Source organism: Paenibacillus sp. GYB003 (assembly GCF_036577625.1).
In the GTDB taxonomy this organism is placed as follows: domain Bacteria; phylum Bacillota; class Bacilli; order Paenibacillales; family NBRC-103111; genus Paenibacillus_AB.
In genome coordinates this window covers 38,848-56,523 of record NZ_JARBDC010000057.1, presented here as the reverse complement: position 1 = coordinate 56,523, position 17,676 = coordinate 38,848, and the positions used below count along the sequence as shown (strand labels likewise).

14 protein-coding genes are annotated in these 17,676 nt (G+C 57.2%); 3 read left to right on the top strand and 11 right to left on the bottom strand.

The window, feature by feature from the left end; all coding sequences use genetic code 11:
* Nucleotides 1–55: 55 nt before the first annotated feature.
* The gene (locus PV407_RS18975; RefSeq protein WP_332091535.1) at nt 56–928 is read left to right on the top strand and encodes an AraC family transcriptional regulator; all 873 of its coding nucleotides are present in this window, start codon (nt 56–58) and stop codon (nt 926–928) included.
* Between the two features lie 55 nt (nt 929–983).
* Here PV407_RS18975 and PV407_RS18970 read toward each other — a convergent pair whose 3' ends face one another.
* Complete coding sequence (locus PV407_RS18970) at nt 984–3,506, bottom strand: DUF4855 domain-containing protein (protein WP_332091534.1); 2,523 nt, start codon at nt 3,504–3,506, stop codon at nt 984–986.
* A gap of 470 nt (nt 3,507–3,976) precedes the next feature.
* On the opposite strand from PV407_RS18970, the gene PV407_RS18965 reads away from it, so the two are divergent.
* Nucleotides 3,977–4,462: an SRPBCC family protein gene (locus PV407_RS18965; protein ID WP_332091533.1), complete on the top strand. Its 486-nt coding sequence runs from the start codon at nt 3,977–3,979 to the stop codon at nt 4,460–4,462.
* 43 nt (nt 4,463–4,505) lie between these two features.
* Nucleotides 4,506–4,925 carry a DoxX family protein gene (locus tag PV407_RS18960; protein WP_332091532.1) on the top strand — a complete coding sequence of 140 codons (420 nt, stop codon included), beginning with the start codon at nt 4,506–4,508 and terminating at the stop codon, nt 4,923–4,925.
* An 80-nt stretch (nt 4,926–5,005) separates the two neighbouring features.
* On the opposite strand, the gene PV407_RS18955 is transcribed toward PV407_RS18960, so the two are convergent.
* The 10 genes from PV407_RS18955 to PV407_RS18910 form a co-directional block, all read right to left on the bottom strand.
* A complete protein-coding gene (locus tag PV407_RS18955) occupies nt 5,006–6,700 on the bottom strand; it encodes a glutamine--tRNA ligase/YqeY domain fusion protein (RefSeq protein ID WP_332091531.1) in 1,695 nt (564 codons plus the stop codon).
* Between the two features lie 189 nt (nt 6,701–6,889).
* The gene (locus PV407_RS18950; protein WP_332091530.1) at nt 6,890–8,209 is read right to left on the bottom strand and encodes an ABC transporter substrate-binding protein; all 1,320 of its coding nucleotides are present in this window, start codon (nt 8,207–8,209) and stop codon (nt 6,890–6,892) included.
* 41 nt (nt 8,210–8,250) lie between these two features.
* The gene (locus PV407_RS18945; RefSeq protein ID WP_332091529.1) at nt 8,251–9,108 is read right to left on the bottom strand and encodes an AraC family transcriptional regulator; all 858 of its coding nucleotides are present in this window, start codon (nt 9,106–9,108) and stop codon (nt 8,251–8,253) included.
* 184 nt (nt 9,109–9,292) lie between these two features.
* Nucleotides 9,293–11,644, bottom strand: coding sequence for a WG repeat-containing protein (locus tag PV407_RS18940; protein ID WP_332091528.1), 2,352 nt, complete (start codon nt 11,642–11,644; stop codon nt 9,293–9,295).
* A gap of 709 nt (nt 11,645–12,353) precedes the next feature.
* Nucleotides 12,354–13,262 carry a response regulator gene (locus tag PV407_RS18935; protein ID WP_332091526.1) on the bottom strand — a complete coding sequence of 303 codons (909 nt, stop codon included), beginning with the start codon at nt 13,260–13,262 and terminating at the stop codon, nt 12,354–12,356.
* Nucleotides 13,237–14,526 (bottom strand): sensor histidine kinase, encoded by a 1,290-nt coding sequence (locus PV407_RS18930; protein WP_332091525.1) that lies wholly within the window; start codon nt 14,524–14,526, stop codon nt 13,237–13,239. The genes PV407_RS18935 and PV407_RS18930 overlap by 26 nt, the downstream gene beginning before the upstream one ends.
* A gap of 109 nt (nt 14,527–14,635) precedes the next feature.
* Nucleotides 14,636–15,286 carry an amino acid ABC transporter permease gene (locus tag PV407_RS18925; RefSeq protein ID WP_332091524.1) on the bottom strand — a complete coding sequence of 217 codons (651 nt, stop codon included), beginning with the start codon at nt 15,284–15,286 and terminating at the stop codon, nt 14,636–14,638.
* Between the two features lie 13 nt (nt 15,287–15,299).
* A complete protein-coding gene (locus tag PV407_RS18920; RefSeq protein ID WP_332091523.1) occupies nt 15,300–15,953 on the bottom strand; it encodes an amino acid ABC transporter permease in 654 nt (217 codons plus the stop codon).
* Nucleotides 15,954–16,020: 67 nt separating this feature from the next.
* Nucleotides 16,021–16,857: a glutamate ABC transporter substrate-binding protein gene (locus PV407_RS18915; protein ID WP_332091522.1), complete on the bottom strand. Its 837-nt coding sequence runs from the start codon at nt 16,855–16,857 to the stop codon at nt 16,021–16,023.
* Between the two features lie 55 nt (nt 16,858–16,912).
* Nucleotides 16,913–17,641 (bottom strand): amino acid ABC transporter ATP-binding protein, encoded by a 729-nt coding sequence (locus tag PV407_RS18910; RefSeq protein ID WP_332091521.1) that lies wholly within the window; start codon nt 17,639–17,641, stop codon nt 16,913–16,915.
* Nucleotides 17,642–17,676: the final 35 nt, after the last annotated feature.

The window sequence follows — 17,676 nt, the reverse complement described above, 5'->3', positions numbered from 1 at the left end:
AGTTGGACGCCATACATATAATGGTAAGCAATTCCGTACAAGCAGGTGATCGGCGTTGGATTTGAACCGTTTGTCCCCGTATATCCGGGTCGCGCTCGATAATGAGATCATACCGGGCTGGTTGATCAAAGAGAGGGTCCTGTTCGATTACGAGCTTCTATACATCAAATCGGGAGAAGTCCGCATTACGGTGATGGACGACGTATACGACGGCAAGCCGGGAGATATTTTCCTGTTCAAGCCGAAGCAGCGTCATTCCATTTACAACCGCGGGACCGCCCCGGTACGTCAGCCGCACATCCATTTCGACTTGTACTACAAGCCCGACAGCCCGGACGTGAAAGTGTCGTTCAAGCCGTTGAATGAAATCGCTTCCCACGAAATGTCCTGGTTTCGGGAAGACGAATGCTCGGCCCCGCCGTACGAGTTGCCGACGTACATTCGGCTGCAAAATCCGATCGCGTTCGAAAAGATGCTGCTCGACCTCATTCACGATTTCAATCTCGGAATGCCCCATTCCCAAGCGTTCGCCAAAGGCGCCTTTATCCAGCTGTGGATTCATCTGCTGCGGGAGCATCAATGGAACCAGAACAGCCACCTGCACTCCCATTGGCAGCAGCTGACGACGGTAAAAAATTATTTGAACCATCGTCTCGATGCGGAGCTATCGGTCGAGCAGTTGGCGGAAATGGCCAATCTCAGCACCTACTATTTCATCCATCTGTTCAAGCACGCGTTCGGCATTTCCCCGATCCGCTATCATCAACTGGCGAGAATCGAAAAAGCCAAGCAATTGATCCAATTCACCGATATCCCTTTAACCGAAATTGGGGAGCGCGTCGGATTCGGAAGCATCCATGCGTTCAGCCGGGCGTTCAAAAAATTGGAAGGGGTACCCCCGTCTTTTTACCGCAGCAAAAAAAAATGACGCGCCCGCACTGGACGGGACGCGTCACAAACTCGAAAAGGGGCGGCGAAGCGCTCTATTCCCGCATCGCCTCGGCCAATTCCAACAAAACGTCGGCCGCATCGACGGAGATATGTTTGCCGCGTTGGGCCGACGCCTCGTTCGCGAACGCCTTCAGATTGCCTTGCTCCAGCTTGGCGGACAAGCTGCCTGCGATTCCTTTGTTATCGATGAGTCCGCGCTCGGCAAACTGCGAAAGGAGCTCCTGCAGGCGCCCGATCGCCGCCGCTTCCAACCGCAGGGCGGCGGACGTCTTCAACGGACTGTCGGGCAGAAGGGAAACGGCCCGACGGGCGGCCGCAATATCGGCGGCAAGCTTGCTCGCCTCGGCTCTCCTTACGGCATCGTCGGCTTTTACCACGATATCTTCGGGAGAACCCGGCACGATGTCGGTAGCACTCCAATTCCGGTACATGCGGCCGTCCTTATCCGTCATTTGTCCGTCTTTGCCGATAACGAACAGTCTTCCGCCGATTTCCGAGACGGGCACCTCCGGTTTTTTGGCGAATACGAGTCGGACCGTTTCCACGGCGCTGCCGTACGGATCCTGCTTTTTGACGAGATCGCCGAACAAGGCGTCGTTTTCGTCTTCGACCCGGTACCGGATACGCAGTACGCCGTTTGCTTCTTCGTTTACGGCAACGCTCGCTATTCCCGCCAGCCCTTCGGCCGCCGACCATGACCGGAATTCGGTTTTGGCCGGATCGTAATGAACGGTGAACTCCCCGCTTACATAATGGTTGGCCAGCGTAATGCCCGGGGTGACGACGATATGATCGGCATCCGCCGTATTGGCGGTCAACCGCATCGTAAATCGCAGCTCGTACTTGTCTTTGACGTATTCGTACAGGCGATCGTAAACGGACCGTCGAATCATCGACATGGCGTCCGCACGCTTGTCCGGATCCAGGGGGACGAACGCATTCGCACCGTCCACGATCGGCGTTGTCGCCAAGTAATACGTATGGAACGTTTGCTCCATATAGCCGGACGCAACGCCGAAATTCATATACTGCGCGAGCGTATTGTAGTCGTTGTATTCGATCTCGACGCTTGCTCCCACTTTTTTGGCGAACCCGGCCGTTGCCGGAAGTACGCCCTTTTTATACAAATTGAACGCATAGTTCGGCTGAATGGAAGCGGACGTAAATCCGAGCTCTTTCCAAATGTACGGCGACAGCGAAGATAAATACGGGATCCAGGTGAAGAAATACGATTTGCTTTTTAAGTACGCCGCCGTTCCCCGGATCAACTCGATATCGCCCCCGCCGAACAAGCGCTCCGGGTTCCAATAAAAGCTGTTCAGCTCCAGATTGGCATAGCCCGCCTCCTTGAATCGGCGCTCGACTTCGTCGATGTACCAACGAAGCGCCTCCTTCCGGTTTTCCAAGGCGAGGCGCATCATTTCCATCCGACCCGCTTCGCTTTCGGGATCGGGCACTTTGTCGCGGAAGTCCTCGGGCAGCAGGCTGAACCGGCTGCCGTCCCCCCGAACGTCGCCGAAATCGGCGCTCGGCGTCAGTTTCGGAATCGCCATATTGATCCGTACTTTGCGGTTCGTGCCAAGCAGCGCGTTCAGCTCGCCCGCGGCTTCGTTTATTGCTCCGAGCTGCGTCGCCGGCCGGAACGAGAAGTCGAGATACGAATTGTAATCGGCCATATTCGCGAAAACTCCCATACCGTTCGCGTCGAAGCCGGAAGGCGTTATGATGGCCGATACCGTCGCAAACAAAATATCGTCGAACAACCAATCGGTATAGTTCCCGTACATGTCTTTATAGCCGAGCACGGAGATCATCTTTGGTTTCGTCCAGTTCGTCACCTCGGGAATGCGGTAAGCGCCCGTCGGAAGAAGGAACTGATCGCGGATTTTCGACGCCGCCTCCGACCCCGGAGGCGGGTACGCATGAACGATCGGGTTGTCCGGGTCCGGCTGGGAGACGGGCGCTTCCGCTCCGGAGGCAACGCCCGGTCTGCCCATGATTTCGATCTCGTCCGCCCAGCAGTTGAATTCGACGACGAACGTCATTTTGATATACCGGGCCTGGATGTGCATCGGCTTTCCGGCGATTCGGTCGAGCTTGTACGTCTTTTTATGAACGTCTTTATTCGCCGTTCCCGGCTTTACGTTCTCGAAATATAAAGGAACGCTCGGCTCCACCTTGCCCAAAAACGCATAATGGATTCCGTCGTTCGACGCGTAGTAGCGCACATGCAGCGGAGGAGCGATCCCCACGTCGCTGCGCTGGGCGAACGTCATGGACAAGCTGTCGACCGTATGGACGGCCTCCAAATCAACCACGACTTCGCGCATCGAATCGCGATAAAACTTGAACCAGGTCGAATCGCTCCAATCGGCTCCGTTGGCCGCGATCCCGTCCGTCATTTTATACGCATCCGCCGCGGGAGACCCGGTATCCGGAATGTTCAGCTGAGCCTGCACGTCGGCATCCGGTTTATGAATGACCGGCATATGTCCGAGTGCAACATTCGTCGGTTTTTCGTTCGATTCCGCCTTTGCAGGCGTAAACGGCCACAATGACGATCCGCCCGCCAAACAGACGGCGATCGATACGACAAGCACTTTTGCGAAACGAATGGTTGTTCACTCTCCTTCGTTTAAATGGCTGCGATTTTCAGGAAGCGCTTACATAAATAAAGCAGGCTCCCAACGCCCCTGTTTTCGTCTTATCCCGACGTTCGTTCCGCTTCGGTTCACCTCCGCTCGCTTCGACTAGGCGCCGCGCAATCGTTTCGTTCCGGCGATTCATCCGGCGTCAGCGCCGCAGTTCAATCGTAAAAGGAACGGGACGAAATGGATTTAGCCTAAATTAGCAAGATGTTAACAGTTGTTGCAAACTTATTGGAACTTCGTCAACTCGAAAATAAAATTAAAATATTCCTTGACGGGAATATTCCCAATAAGGTATATTAAGGTCAACAGATCGAGTTTGCGGGCGGCAAGCCGGCAAACCTCGAACCAATTACGAGTATGGAGGACGATGTAACATGAACCAAGGAAATGCCGCAAGCGAAACGACGACTTCGGTCGTCGACCGCGAAATCGTTGTAAACCGCTATTTCGACGCTCCGCGCGAGCTCGTGTTCCGAACGTGGACCGATCCCGACCATTTGTCGAATTGGTGGGGGCCCCAAGGCTTCACGATTACGACTAGCGAATTCGACGCCAGGCCGGGCGGCGTCTGGCGATACGTCATGCACGGTCCGAACGGGGTCGATTACGACAACAAAATTACGTACATCGAAGTCGCGGAGCCCGAAAAGCTGGTTTACTCCCACGGCGACGGCGAAGACGATGAGCATTTCCGGGTGACCGTGACGTTCAAGGCAAACGGCAAACGGACGGAGCTGACGATGCGGTCCGTGTTCAAATCGATCGAGGAGCTGCAGAAGGCGGTTCAGGAATACGGAGCGATCGAAGGCGCCAAACAGACGCTCGACCGGCTGGAGAAGCAATTGGCGACATTGGTTTGAAAAGCGACGGAGTCAACCCAAAATCCAAGGAGGATGTTTCGCGATGAAAAAATGGACGGTGTCGTATTGGTGCTTTACCGGACTGTTGTCCGCTCTGATGCTTGTCGGCTCGATCCCGGACATATTGTCCGTTCCCGAGGCGGTCGCCTTATTCGACCATTTGGGGTACCCCGCCTACTTGCTTCCGTTTCTCGGCATCGCCAAGGTGCTCGGGATCGCCGCGATACTCGTGCCCGGCTTCCCGCGGGTCAAGGAGTGGGCTTACGCCGGTCTGACGTTCGATTTGCTCGGCGCGATGTATTCCGGCATCGCGGTCGGCGATCCGGCAAGCGGGTGGCTGATGTTTTTGATCGGGTTCGCCTTAATCGCCGGCTCCTATACGTCGTATCATAAAAGAAGCGGAGGCGTTACCGCCCGACCTTCCGTCTCCGCGTCACGCGAACCGGTTTTGTCCAACGCGTAAGTCCGCCGATACGAAAAGGGCTGCCCGTCCCTACGGACGTTGGCAGCCCTTTCCATAGGCCGAATCCCGTTCCGAGCATATTATACGTCGAACGAGCTTTTCAGCGAAACGATGCGGTTGAATACGAGCTTGCCGGCGGCCGCATGCTTCGGATCCACGTTGAAGTAGCCGTGCCGGAAAAACTGAAACTTGTCGTGCGCCTTCGCGGCGCTCATCTGCGGCTCCGCGAAGCCCCGCTCGATCGTAAGCGAATTCGGATTGAGCGCGCGCGAGCCGGAAAAACCGCCGCCACTTTCCCCCTCCGCTTCCTCCTCTTCCGGCTTGCCTTCCGCCGCAAGCGGCTCGTACAGCCGGAATTCCGCCGGCACCGCCCGCGTCGCCTCGACCCAGTGAATCGTTCCCTTCACCTTGCGCCCGGTAAAGCCGGAGCCGCTCTTCGTTTCCGGATCGTATGTGCAGTGAAGCTCGGTCACGTTGCCGTCCGCATCCTTCACGACGTTTACGCATTTGATGAAATAGGCGTGCTTCAGCCGCACTTCGCCGCCCGGAAACAGCCGATGGTATTTGGCCGGCGGATGCTCCATGAAATCGTCCCGCTCGATATAAATGTCGCGCGAAAACGGGATTTGCCGGCTCCCCATCTCCGGATTTTCCGCGTTGTTTTCGGCGTCCAGCCACTCCGTTCGCCCTTCAGGATAATTGACGATGACGACTTTAAGCGGCTGGATCACCCCCATCGTCCGGGGCGCCTTCAGCTTCAAATCTTCGCGGATAAAGTGGTCCAGCATGCGGGAGTCGACGATTCCGTTGCTTTTCGAAACGCCGGTTTCGCGAATGAACGCGCGTATCGCTTCCGGCGTAAAGCCGCGGCGCCGCATGCCGCTGATCGTCATGACCCGCGGATCGTCCCAGCCGTCCAGCACGCCGTCCTCGATCAGCTTCCGAATATGGCGCTTGCCGCTGATCGAACCCGTAATGTACAGCTTGCCGAACTCGTATTGCCGCGGGACGTTCGGCGTCTCGCATTCGCGGATGACCCAGTCGTAAAACGGCCGCTGATCCTCGAACTCGAGCGAGCAGAGCGAATGGCTGACGCCTTCGATCGCGTCCTCGAGCGGATGCGCGAACGCGTACATCGGATAAATGCACCATTTGTCTCCGGTATTATGATGCTTCGCGTGCAAAATCCGGTAAATGACCGGGTCGCGCATATTGATGTTCGGCGACGCCATGTCGATTTTCGCGCGCAGCACTTTCTCGCCCTCCCGGAACTCCCCTTTGCGCATCCGTTCGAACAGCTCGAGGCTTTCCTCTGCGGGCCGGTTTCGATACGGGCTTTCCTTCCCCGGTTCGGTCAACGTGCCGCGCGTCTCGCGAATTTGCTCGGCGGTCTGCTCGTCCACGTACGCCTTCCCTTTGCGGATCAGAAGCAGCGCCCGCTCGTACATCTCATCGAAGTAGTCCGATGCGAAATGGAGCCCGTCCCATTCGAAGCCGAGCCATTCGATGTCTTTCTTGATCGCTTCCACGTATTCGACGTCTTCCTTCGTCGGGTTCGTATCGTCGAACCGCAAATTCGTACGGCCGCCGAATTCGGCGGCCAGCTCGAAATTGATCGTGATCGCTCTCGCGTGCCCGATGTGCAAATAGCCGTTCGGCTCCGGCGGAAAGCGGGTCACGATCGTGTTCACCCGGCCTGCTTTCAAATCGTCGGCCATAATCGTTTTGATGAAATTCGAGGCCGTCGCCGTCTTGTTAGCTTCTTTCGCGTCCATTCGGTTCAACCTTCCTTGTATCGTTTGAGGTAATTAGTATAATGATACAAAGTTTGCGCGAAAAGTAAAGCCCGGCCGGCGATCCGGGAACGGCGCTATTGCTCCGCGGCTTCCGATTCGGAGCGTCCCCGGTATACGGAACCGACTCGCCGCAAATCCGCTGAAGAAGGCTCGAATCCCGCCCGATGGCTAACGTGCCTTTTTCAATTCGTCGATCGCTTTGTTCGCCTTTTCCTCCTGCTCGCGCATCGCCGTGTTCATATCTTTCTTGCCCAGCGCCATTTCTTCGGCGACGGCCGTCGTATACGTACTGATCGCGGAAGACCATTTCGAATAGTCGGGCAGCGGCGCCGGCGCTACCTTGAATATCGTCTGCAGCTTTTTGCCTTCGAACACGTTGGAGTTTTGCGCGAACATCGCCTTCAGTCCCGGATCTTTCAGCGGCGTGATTCGGCTGTTTTTAGTCAACTCCCGCTGCGCCTCGGTCGACAGCATCGTAAGCAGCACCCGGTAAGCGGCTTCCTTCCGTTTGCCCGCTTTATGGACGATCAGCATATGGAAGTCGACCGGATTGCCGATGTTCGGCCGCTCCTTGAATACCGGATTCGCGACGACGTCCCAATCGAACGCCGGCTTGCTCTTGAGGACCGTCGCCGCCCACGACGCGATCCACGTCGGCAGCATGGCGATTTTTCCGTTCGTGATGTTCGTCTGCTGGTACGTTTTGCCTTGAATCATGCCGGGAATGTCGAAAAATTGCTGCTCCAGCGAATAAACGATCCGATGCTTATCCGTCGTCAGGACGATTTTCTCGTCCTTGGCGTCGACGCTGGATACGCCGTACTGGCGAAGCATATTCGGCACGCTGTGCGGCGAACCGCCGATGTACTGCACGCCGCCCTCCACGCGGGTCAATCGTTTGGACAGCTCGAGATATTCGTCCCACGTCATGACTTCTTTCGGGTAAGGGACGCCGAATTTGTCGAACAGCTCTTTATTGTAAACGGTCGATCCGTAATTCATGCCGAACGGCAGTCCGTAAACCGTTCCGCGGCCGAGTCCGATCAACGCGTCGACGATGCTCGGCTCGATCGATCCCATATCGATGCCGAACCGTTTGATCATCGCCGTCAAATCTTCCGGGTAATCGAGCGCGAAGTAATCGTTCAGCAGCGTGTTGCTGACGGCGACGAGGTCGGGCGGCGTACCGCCGGCGATCAGCTTCTGGACGTCCTTCTCCTGCGTCAGCTTCAGCGTAATGTCCGGGTATTTCGCCTTGACCGGCTTGGCGAAATAGTTTTGGAACTCTTCCTCGGTCATGCCGGAGTTGCGGTCCTGCACGAGCAGCTCGACCGGTCCCCCCGTATATTCGTCCGCCGCCGGCGCTTTCCCCTCCGCTTCGGTTCCGGCTCCGCCGCTTTTCATGGAAGCGCCTCCACCGCAGCTCGACAAAACGATGCACCCCGCCGCCGCCAGCGGCAGCCAAGCTTTCGATCTTCGTTCGACCATCGTGCGTTCATCTCCATTCCGCTTTCGCGCGTCATGCGGCGTTATCCGTTTTCCCCGGCTTGACGCGCGAGCCTTTTGAACCGTTCCGGGGAAACGCCTTCCTGCTCCTTGAACAGACGGCTGAAATGAGACAAATTTTTGAAGCCCACCTCGTAGCAAACGTCGGTGACGGAGCTCGTCCGATCGAGGCTGAGCAGCAGCTTGGCGTGATTGATTCGGCGCCGGTGCAAATAATCGATGATCGTCATGCCCGTCGCCTCGCGGAATATTTTCGCCAAATATTGCTTGCTCCTGTATACCTGCTTCTCAAGCCGGTCCAGCGTAATGTCTTCGGCGTAACGGTGCTCGATAAACGAGACGACCTCCCGCACGCTCCGCTCCTTCTCCGACGCGGGGCGAGCCGCTTTCTCCAGCTGCCGCTCGCAGCGGGAGTAAATAAAAATAAGCATGTCGTAAAACGCCATCAAAAAGCGGCTGCTGCTGATCTTGTCCCGCTGCACGTAAAACCGGTTCAGCCGTTGCAAAATGTCCTCGAACTCCGCCTTGTACTCGCCGGCGAGCCGGATGTGGCAGTGCAGCAGCCGCTCGAACGGAAGCAGCGGATTAAATCCGTGAAGCCGCTCGTCGAAATAGCGGATCACGGACGGGTCGAACTGGAACATCGACCGCACGTATTCGTCGCCCGCCTGAACTTTGGGGCCGTGCGGAGCGAGACCGTCCATAATGATCAGATCGCCGGGCTGCAGCGCGATGCTGTCGCCGCCGAGCAAAAAATCGCCCTTGCCGCCGTGAAAATAATAAATTTCGTAAAGCGCGTGCGAGTGAGACGTGAATTTTTTCTTCAAGCTCCACTGGTAGTAATATTCATGGAACAACGAATACGGAAGCGACTTCGTCATGAGAATCCCCCCCGGCCGAACGGATATGCGTTCCCGCAACCGATTTCAGCTTCATTGTATCATACGGCGGGGGGACGCTCTTTGCTGTGGTTAACGAAAATGGCCGAGGACGGCGCCGCGCGTATGGGCGGGCCGTCCTCGATTGGCGTTTCGGGTCATGACGCATGTACGACGGGACGCTGCTTTACATCCCGTATTTGCCTCGCAGCAGCGTTTGGGCTTGCTCCTTCGCTTCGGCGGTCCCTAATCGGACCGCCTGCTTCAAGCAGTAGACGGCAAATTCCTTCATCCCGTTCATCTCGCCGAACGCCGCCGCCGCATCGAGATAAGTTCCGTTCGCGGCCGCGTGATTCAGCACAAGATACGGATCGGCTTCCGCCGCATCGCGGTATTGCTCGATCGCTTCCGCCTCCGTCGCCGTGCGGTCCGCGACATAAAGCATGTAATAGTGCGCATTGTCGCCGTTCAGTCGGGCCGCACTTGCCGCCATTTTCGCCGATTCGTCCCACAGTTCGTCCGAACCGAACATTTGCGCCAGCTCGCCCAGCAAGACGGCGTATTCCATATACGCGGCGTCGTTGTCGGGCGCTTGCGAAAATGCGGTCCGGTACATCGCGTCCAGCTCGTTGAATTCGGCCTGCAGCTTCGATTCCATATCGATCTGCGTCGCGCGGTCGGCGTTGTTGTACTCCTCCGCCCATCCGTCAAAGTCGCTCCAAGCGTCGTGCATACCCATCTCGTAAAGAGAGACCGGACGATACGGCGCATAATCGACCTTGGCTCCCGCGCTTTCCGAAATGAAACGGACCGGGACGAGCGTGGAGCCGTTCCAAATGACCGGCGCGACGGCAAGCGCTACGTTCGCTCCGTTGACGCGAGCGGTCGGATTGTCGATCTGCAGCTCGACCGAAAGTCCTTGTCGGACGGCTTTAATCGTTTGCGCGGTCGGATCCCAGTCCAGCTTCAAGCCCAAGCTTTCCAAAATCGGCCGTACGGGGACGAGCGTGCTTCCTTGAACGACGGCGGGCGGCACTTCCAGATCGAGAAGCCGTCCGTTCACTTCGATCACCTTTCCCGCGACGAGCACCAGGACGTATTCGTTGCCCCCCTTGTCGCGCGGACGGACTTCGGCCCCTTTCGCATCGAGATAGATCGTCCTTGAGCCTTCCCGTACGGAAAACAGGCTGCCGGCCGTACCGTAAGCGAAGTCGTAGGCGGGTTGGACGGCCCAATCGCCTTTGGCGTCGATATATCCCCATTTATTCGCCGACATCGCCGGAGCGTAGCCGTTATGAAACGACCCTACCGCATCGAACCGGGGTGAAATTGCCGTTTGGCCGGATTTGTCGACGAATCCGTATTTGTCGCCGATTTTCACGGCCGCCAGCGCTTCCGCGAACGGTCCGGCATGGTCGAATCGGGCTTCGATCGCAAACGTCCCGTCTTTGCCGATATACCCCCATTTGCCGTTCGACCGAACGGCGGCCAGCCCTTCGGAAAAGTCGCCGCCCGCTTCGAACTGCAGCGGAATTTGCTCCTCCCCGCGCTTGTTCAAAAATCCGTATTTGTCGCCGCGGCCGACCTTCGCCAGCCCTTCCGAGTAAGGGCCCGCATCGTCGTGGGATTTGTAGACCAGATTGGTGCCGGATTTGTTAATGACCGCGAATGTGCTGCCTTTCGCCGCCAGAGCGTACCCTTCGCGGAACGGCAAGGCGTAATCGTAATCGAAATCGCGCATCGGTTTGCCGGTCTTGTCGATATAGCCGAATTTCCATTCGCCGTTCATGTCGATTCCGACGGCGGCCATCCCGTCGGAAAAAGCGGTAACGGAATCGTACCGCGGCATAATGACCACTTTGCCGGTCGCATCGATATATCCCCACTTGCCTTCCGATGCGACCGCGGCCATTCCTTCCGAAAACGGCTCGGCTCCGTCGAATTCGGGTTCGATTGCCACCGTGCCGGATTCATCCATGTACCCGTGCTTCGTCCCCATAGAAAACGGCACCAGCTTCGGTTCGTCCGATTCGGCCGCGGCCGGCTTCGGCCGAAAGTCGAGCGTGATCGTCCGAGAGCCGTCGAACGAAGCGCCATAGCCGATTTTTTGGAAAAAATCGAGCGGATAGCAGGGATAATCTCCGACCAAATGGAGCGATATGGCGGTGCTCAGCGTAAAGCCGGATTGCTTCGTTTTGTTCCGGTCGAGCACCGTCACTTGGTCGCTGCCGACCTTCAGTTCGTAAAACAGCTCCTTGCCGGAATCGTAAAAACGGATGGCGCCCGTTTTTTCGTCGTACGTGTGACTAAGCGCGTTTTTCAACCGGCCGAATACAAACGAAGGAACCATCGCGATGCCGTCTTTCTCGACGAACGCATTCGCGTCGGTTTGAGATTGTTCTTCGCCGTATTCGTTCAACGAGACCGTTACGATTTGACCTTTCTCGATCACGTTGACGCTCGCTCCGGCATCCGCCGCCATTACCGGAAACGAACAAAGCAGCAAGGCCGCCAAGCATAACCATACGATTCTCTTCATTCCGCTTCTCCCCGTCTTGTAATATCGATTGCGTCGACAAACCTCCATCAGTGTAGCACGACCAGGTAAATTGTTCCATGGAAATGTGCAAGTCCGTGTCGAACAAGAAAAACGTCTGTCGACTTTTTTCGAGGATGAGCGAAATCAGTCGGCTTCCGAAACGTAACGGACGCCGCCGCCCCGATGCTCGCCCCCGCTCCAACTCCCGGCGACGCCGGCGCCGTTCATACGAGCCGTGTCCCGCCGCCGGCAGCAGGAAGCCCCCTCCGGCTTCGGCGCTTAAGCGAAGGTCGGGACGGACGGTCTTTTCTGCGGCGAAGCGGGATGCGAGATGGAAATGCTCCCGCTAGTTTCGGGTCGCTTCCCGTTTACGGGCAAAACAACGGGAATACGTCCCGTTATATTCGTCCAATCCGCGCTTTTCGCCGATACTACGCCATTTTATCGGGAGCTTCTCCCGGTATTTCGAAACGACGCCACTGGGATAGCGTGTTAACCGGAGGTTTTCCCGTTCGTTCGGTTCCAACGGCCCGGCAAGATTCGAATCCGTCGGAGGTGGAAACAAAAGGCGCTGCTCGCCCCATGCTTTAGCGTACATATTCAGTCTTCCGAACCACGGGATCACCAAAGATCCCGATTTTTTACTAACAAAAAAAAGACCGAGGGCGCGCCTCGATCTTCCGGACGTCGACGATTTCATCTTCGACGGTCAGCCTTGCTTCAGCTCCATGTAAAACGCCTGAATGAACTTCTTTACGTTGGCTTTGCTGCTCGTGCCTTCCGCCTCCTGCTCCAGCTCCCGCATCCGCGTCCGTACTTCCTGAAAATCGAACAGCCGGGAAGCGTAATGCTCGAAAATCGGGTTCGCGTAATCGGTCAGCCCGAGCGACGACAAGTGGGTCAGCGTCTGCAGCACCATGCGGCGCATCCTCTGCTCCAGCGCGCGCACTTCTTTATCCGTATGCTTCTCCGGACCGAACCGGTCGTCGCTGCGCAGCGCCTCGGCATACAGCTCCTTGAGCGGCGGGAGCTCCCGGAGCGGGCCGTTTCGCCGCTCCTCCTCGTCCAGCCAGCGGACGATCGTCATCAAATCCCCGGCTCCGGCTTCTCCGGCGATGCCGAGCTGCAGCATCATCGACCCGGCTTTCTCTTCCAGCGACGGCTTTACCGCATGCTGCGGCTGCGCAGCCGGGGGGTCCCCTCCGAGCGCGCTGAGCGAGTGGCGGATCGAATCGATCGAGCGGACCAGATTGAGATGGTGGCCGACGCGCTTCAATACGGACAGCACCTCGTAGCGGTTGATCGGCTTCCGGATAAACGTGTCGACGCCTTCCTGATACGCCTCGCCGACGAGCTCCTTGTGCTCGACCTGCGAGATCATGACGAACGCTCCGGCATACCCTTCCCTGCGCAGCGCCTTCATCGTCTCGATGCCGTCCCGTCCCGGCATGAGCAAATCGACGAGAACGACGTCCGCCTCCTTCAGCATTCCGGCCGACACCTCCAGGCCGTCCGCCGCTTCCCCCACCACTTCGCCGAGCCCGCTCTCCGCGATCATTCGTTCGAGCATTTTGCGGACGGCCGCATCGTCGTCAATCAGAAACAGCTTCATGTTCATTGGCATCCCCCTTGCGCAGCAGTTGGCCGATCGGGATGCGCAGCTCGAACCGCGCCCCGTCTTCGGAGCCGGGCAGCAGCTCGAGCGTTCCGCCCATCGATCCGGCGATATCTCGGGCATGCGTCAACCCGATTCCGGTGGAGAAATATCCGTCCGGACTGAATTTCGTCGAATACCCCGGCGCGAACACCAATTCCCGTTCCGACTCCGCGATACCGGGACCGTCGTCGAATACCCGGAACACGAGCCACTCGTCCTCCAGCTCGGCCTCCAGGTCGATCGCGCCGTGCTCCGGAATCGCTTCCACCGCATTCGACAGCAAATTGTTCAAAATCGACAGCAGCGCGTACGTCCGGTTCGTAAACAGCTGCACGTCCGCCTTCAACCGGAAGGCGATCCGTCTGCCGCGCGCTTCCGCGTACGCTTCGTTCGCCTGCAGCGCGAGCCGGCACAGCTCGGCGATGCCGAGCCGGTCGCCGGCCTGCGTCGGCTTCATCAGCTTCGACAGGCCGGATACGATGCGCTGCAAATCCTTTTTCAGCTCGTGGACGTTTTCCGCCACCCGAAGCGCTTCGCGGTGCTCGGGCAGCCCGCGGTCGATCAGCTTTTTGTACAGCCGGTACGTTTCGCGCGTCAGCTTCTCGACATGGTCCATCAATTTGCGCATATAAAACGATTCCTCGTACAAGCTCGAATTGAGCAGAACGAGCCGTTCCAGCTCCTGCTTGCGCCATTCCCCGAGCTCGCGCACTTGGCGGATCGACAGCATGTTGTACAGCCCGACGACGAAAAAGCTGCGCAGCAGGCCGGTCATCGCGATCAGCAGCAGCGCTTTCCACGTAAACGGCGCCGAGACGACGAGCAGCGAACGAACGAACAGCTCGGCGCAGTTCGAGGCGATATCGGCGGCTCCCCCGACCAAGCCGACCCGGATCGGGTATTCGGCCTGCCTGCGAAGGCGCAGCAGCCTGACGGAAAGGGCGAACGTCAAATAAAAAACGAACGTCGGAAGATGGTGCACGAAGCTGGAAAACAGTCCGGCGTGTCCGGTAACGAGATCGACCCCGATCCGGAACAGGACGACGAAAGCGCCCGTAAGCAGTCCGGTCGACAATACCGGAACGGAAAACCAGAGCAGTCCGAAAAAGTAAGCGACGATGCCAAGCGAAAATCGGAACGTATCCCCGAACGGATTCAGCTTCACTTCCCCGAGCAGCGCCGTGCTCAGCAAAAGCACGATCAATATACGGGTTCGATCCGACATGGCGTTTTCGGTACACCTCCCGAAAAAACGAATAAGGTTAGAGTGCCCAAAACAGCCCCACTTTAAAGTGGAGCTGTTCGCAGCAAATCAGGAATCCGGTATTCGGCTTTTATACATATTTGCTTTCCAGCCGTTTGGACCAAACGGACAAGACGTAATTGACGACGAAGTACATGAGCGCCGCCAATACATACGACGGGATGACGTAATTCACGTTGCGTCCGTTGATGATCTGAACGTGGTTCATCAGCTCGGGCAGCGCGATGACGACCGCGAGCGACGTATCCTTCAGCAGCGAAATGAACTGCGAGACGATCGGCGGAACCATGCGCCGCAGCCCTTGCGGCAAAATGACGTAGCGCATCGTTTGGGCCGAAGACAAGCCGGACGAACGGGCCGCTTCGATTTGACCTTTATCGATCGAGGCGAGGCCGCTGCGAACGATTTCCGCCAGCATCGCCGATTCGAAGATGACGAGCGCCACGATCGCCGCGCTCATTTTGCTCATCTTGATGCCGACTTCCGGCAGCGCGAAATACGTAAAGAAAATGATGAGCAGGAGCGGCAGGTTGCGGATCGTTTCCACCGAGACCGCCATGATGCCGGATAGAAGCGGGACGCGCCAGTATCGCACGATGCCGACGAGCGTGCCGACCAAAAAGCTGAGGACGATCGAAATGAAAGCGACCTCGAGCGTAATCCAAAACCCTTGCAGCAAAAACTTCAAATGAGAAGGAGCGTAGGCGCCTGCAAAATCCATCGGTTTCCCCTCCTCACCTTGCCCCGGCCAATCGGCGCTCCATATAGCGGATGCCGAAGCTGAGCGGTATCGTTAATACTAAATAAAACAAAGCGACGAAAATGTAAACATCGAACGTAACGAACGTGGAGGCGGAAATCAAATCGCCGTAATACATCAGATCGAGTCCGGCGATGACGCCGAGGACCGACGAGTTTTTGATCAGGTTCAAAAATTGGTTGCCGAGCGGCGGAATGACGAGCTTGACCGCCTGCGGCAAAATAATGTACCGCATCGTCTGCACGTACGTGAAGCCGGACGAACGGCCCGCCTCCATCTGTCCTTTCGGCACCGACTGAATGCCTGCGCGAATCGCTTCGGCAATGAACGCCGACGTATAGATCGTCAGGCCGATCGTGCCCGCGGCGAACGGCTCCAGACGGACGCCGAGCACCGGAAGTCCGGTAAACATGAAGAAAACGATAATAAGAATCGGGATATTGCGGAAAAATTCTACATATGCGGCTCCGATCGCGTTCAGGAACCGGACCGGCGCGATTCGGAATACGGCGAACACCGTGCCGATGACGAAGCTGCCGATCAGGGCGAGCACGCTCGCTTTGATCGTATTCCAAAACCCGGCCATAAATTGATCGAAATGTTCGATCAATATCGTAAAATCCAGCATTCCGGCCCTCCTTTCCGAAACAAACGGACAAGATGGGCAAGGGATGCCCATCCCGCCGGAAATCGCCTTATTTTTTCGGCTTCTCGCCGATCCATTTCTCGTACAGCTTGTCGTATTCGCCGTTCGCCTTCATGTCCTGGATGACCGAGTTCACCAGCTTCACGAGCTCGTCTTCGTTTTTGCGCATGCCGATGCCGTACGGCTCCTCGGTGAACGTTTCCGAAACGACGCGGTAGTTCGGGTCCTGCTTCGCCATGCCGTACAGCAGCGCGTTGTCCGTCGTCAGCGCGTCGCCTTGGCCGGCTTTCAGCGCGGTGAACGCCTCGGCGTAGTTTTCGAACTCGAGCACCTGCGCGCCCGGCGCTTTCTCGCGAATGTTCGCGGCCGACGTCGATCCTTTCGCCGTCACGACTTTGGCGCCTTTCGGCAAATCGGCCAGTCCGTTGATTTTGCTGTCCTTCTTCACGAGCAGCGATTGGCCGGCCATGAAGTAGACGTCGGAAAAGTCGATTTCTTTTTTGCGGTCTTCGGTAATCGTCATCGTGGCGACGATCATGTCGATTTCGCCGTTTTTGAGCATCGGAATGCGCGTCTTCGACGTCACTTCCTTCAGCTCGATTTTGTTTTCGTCGCCGAATATTTTTTTCGCGATCGCTTTGGACAAGTCGATGTCGAATCCTTCGACTTTGCCGGTAGCCGGATCTTTCAAGCCGAACAAATTCAAGTCGTATTTGACGCCGACCATCAGCTTGCCGCGCGCCTTGATTTGCTCGACCGGACTTGCGGCCGGCTGCGACCCTTGCTTCGCTCCGTCGCCGGATTTGGCGCCGCCGGCGCAAGCGGCCAGCGACAAGGCCATGACGGCCGTCAGCGTAATTCCCGTTGCTTTTTTCCACATGCTCATCAAAAATCTCCCCTTCTTCCGATTGTTCGATTCCGGGCGGCTCCTTAGCGGCTCCTTAGTGGTTCAGGACGCGGCTGAGAAACAAACGGGCCCGCTCTTCCTTCGGCTCGGCGAAAAAGTCCGCCGGCGCGGCTTCCTCCACGATTTTGCCTTGGTCCATAAAGACGACCCGGTCCGCCACCTCGCGGGCGAATCCCATTTCGTGCGTAACGACGACCATCGTCATCCCTTCGTGCGCGAGCTTCTTCATGACGTCCAGCACTTCGCCGATCGTCTCCGGATCGAGCGCCGACGTCGGCTCGTCGAACAGCATGATTTTCGGCTTCATCGCCAAACCTCTCGCGATCGCGACGCGCTGCTGCTGACCGCCCGACAGCTGCGACGGATAAGCGTCCGCTTTGCCGGAAATGCCGACCTTCTCCAAATAAAACATCGCGGTTTCGCGCGCTTCCGCCTCGGATACGTTCGCCGCCTTCATCGGCGCGAGCGTAATATTTTTCAAAACCGTCATGTGCGGGTACAGATTGAAGTGCTGAAACACCATGCCGATATCGCGGCGAAGCCGGTTAATGTCCGTCTTCTTGTCGTTTACGCGGATACCGTCCACGATCAGCTCTCCGTCTGTAATCGTTTCCAATCGATTGATGCAGCGAACGAGCGTGCTTTTCCCGGAGCCGGAAGGTCCGATGACGACGACGACTTCGCCGGATTTCACGGATAAATTGATATCCTTTAACACGTGAAATTGTCCGTAGTGCTTGTTGACCTGATGAAACCGTATCATGCGATCCCCCCTCCAAACGGCAGATTGATTAGGCT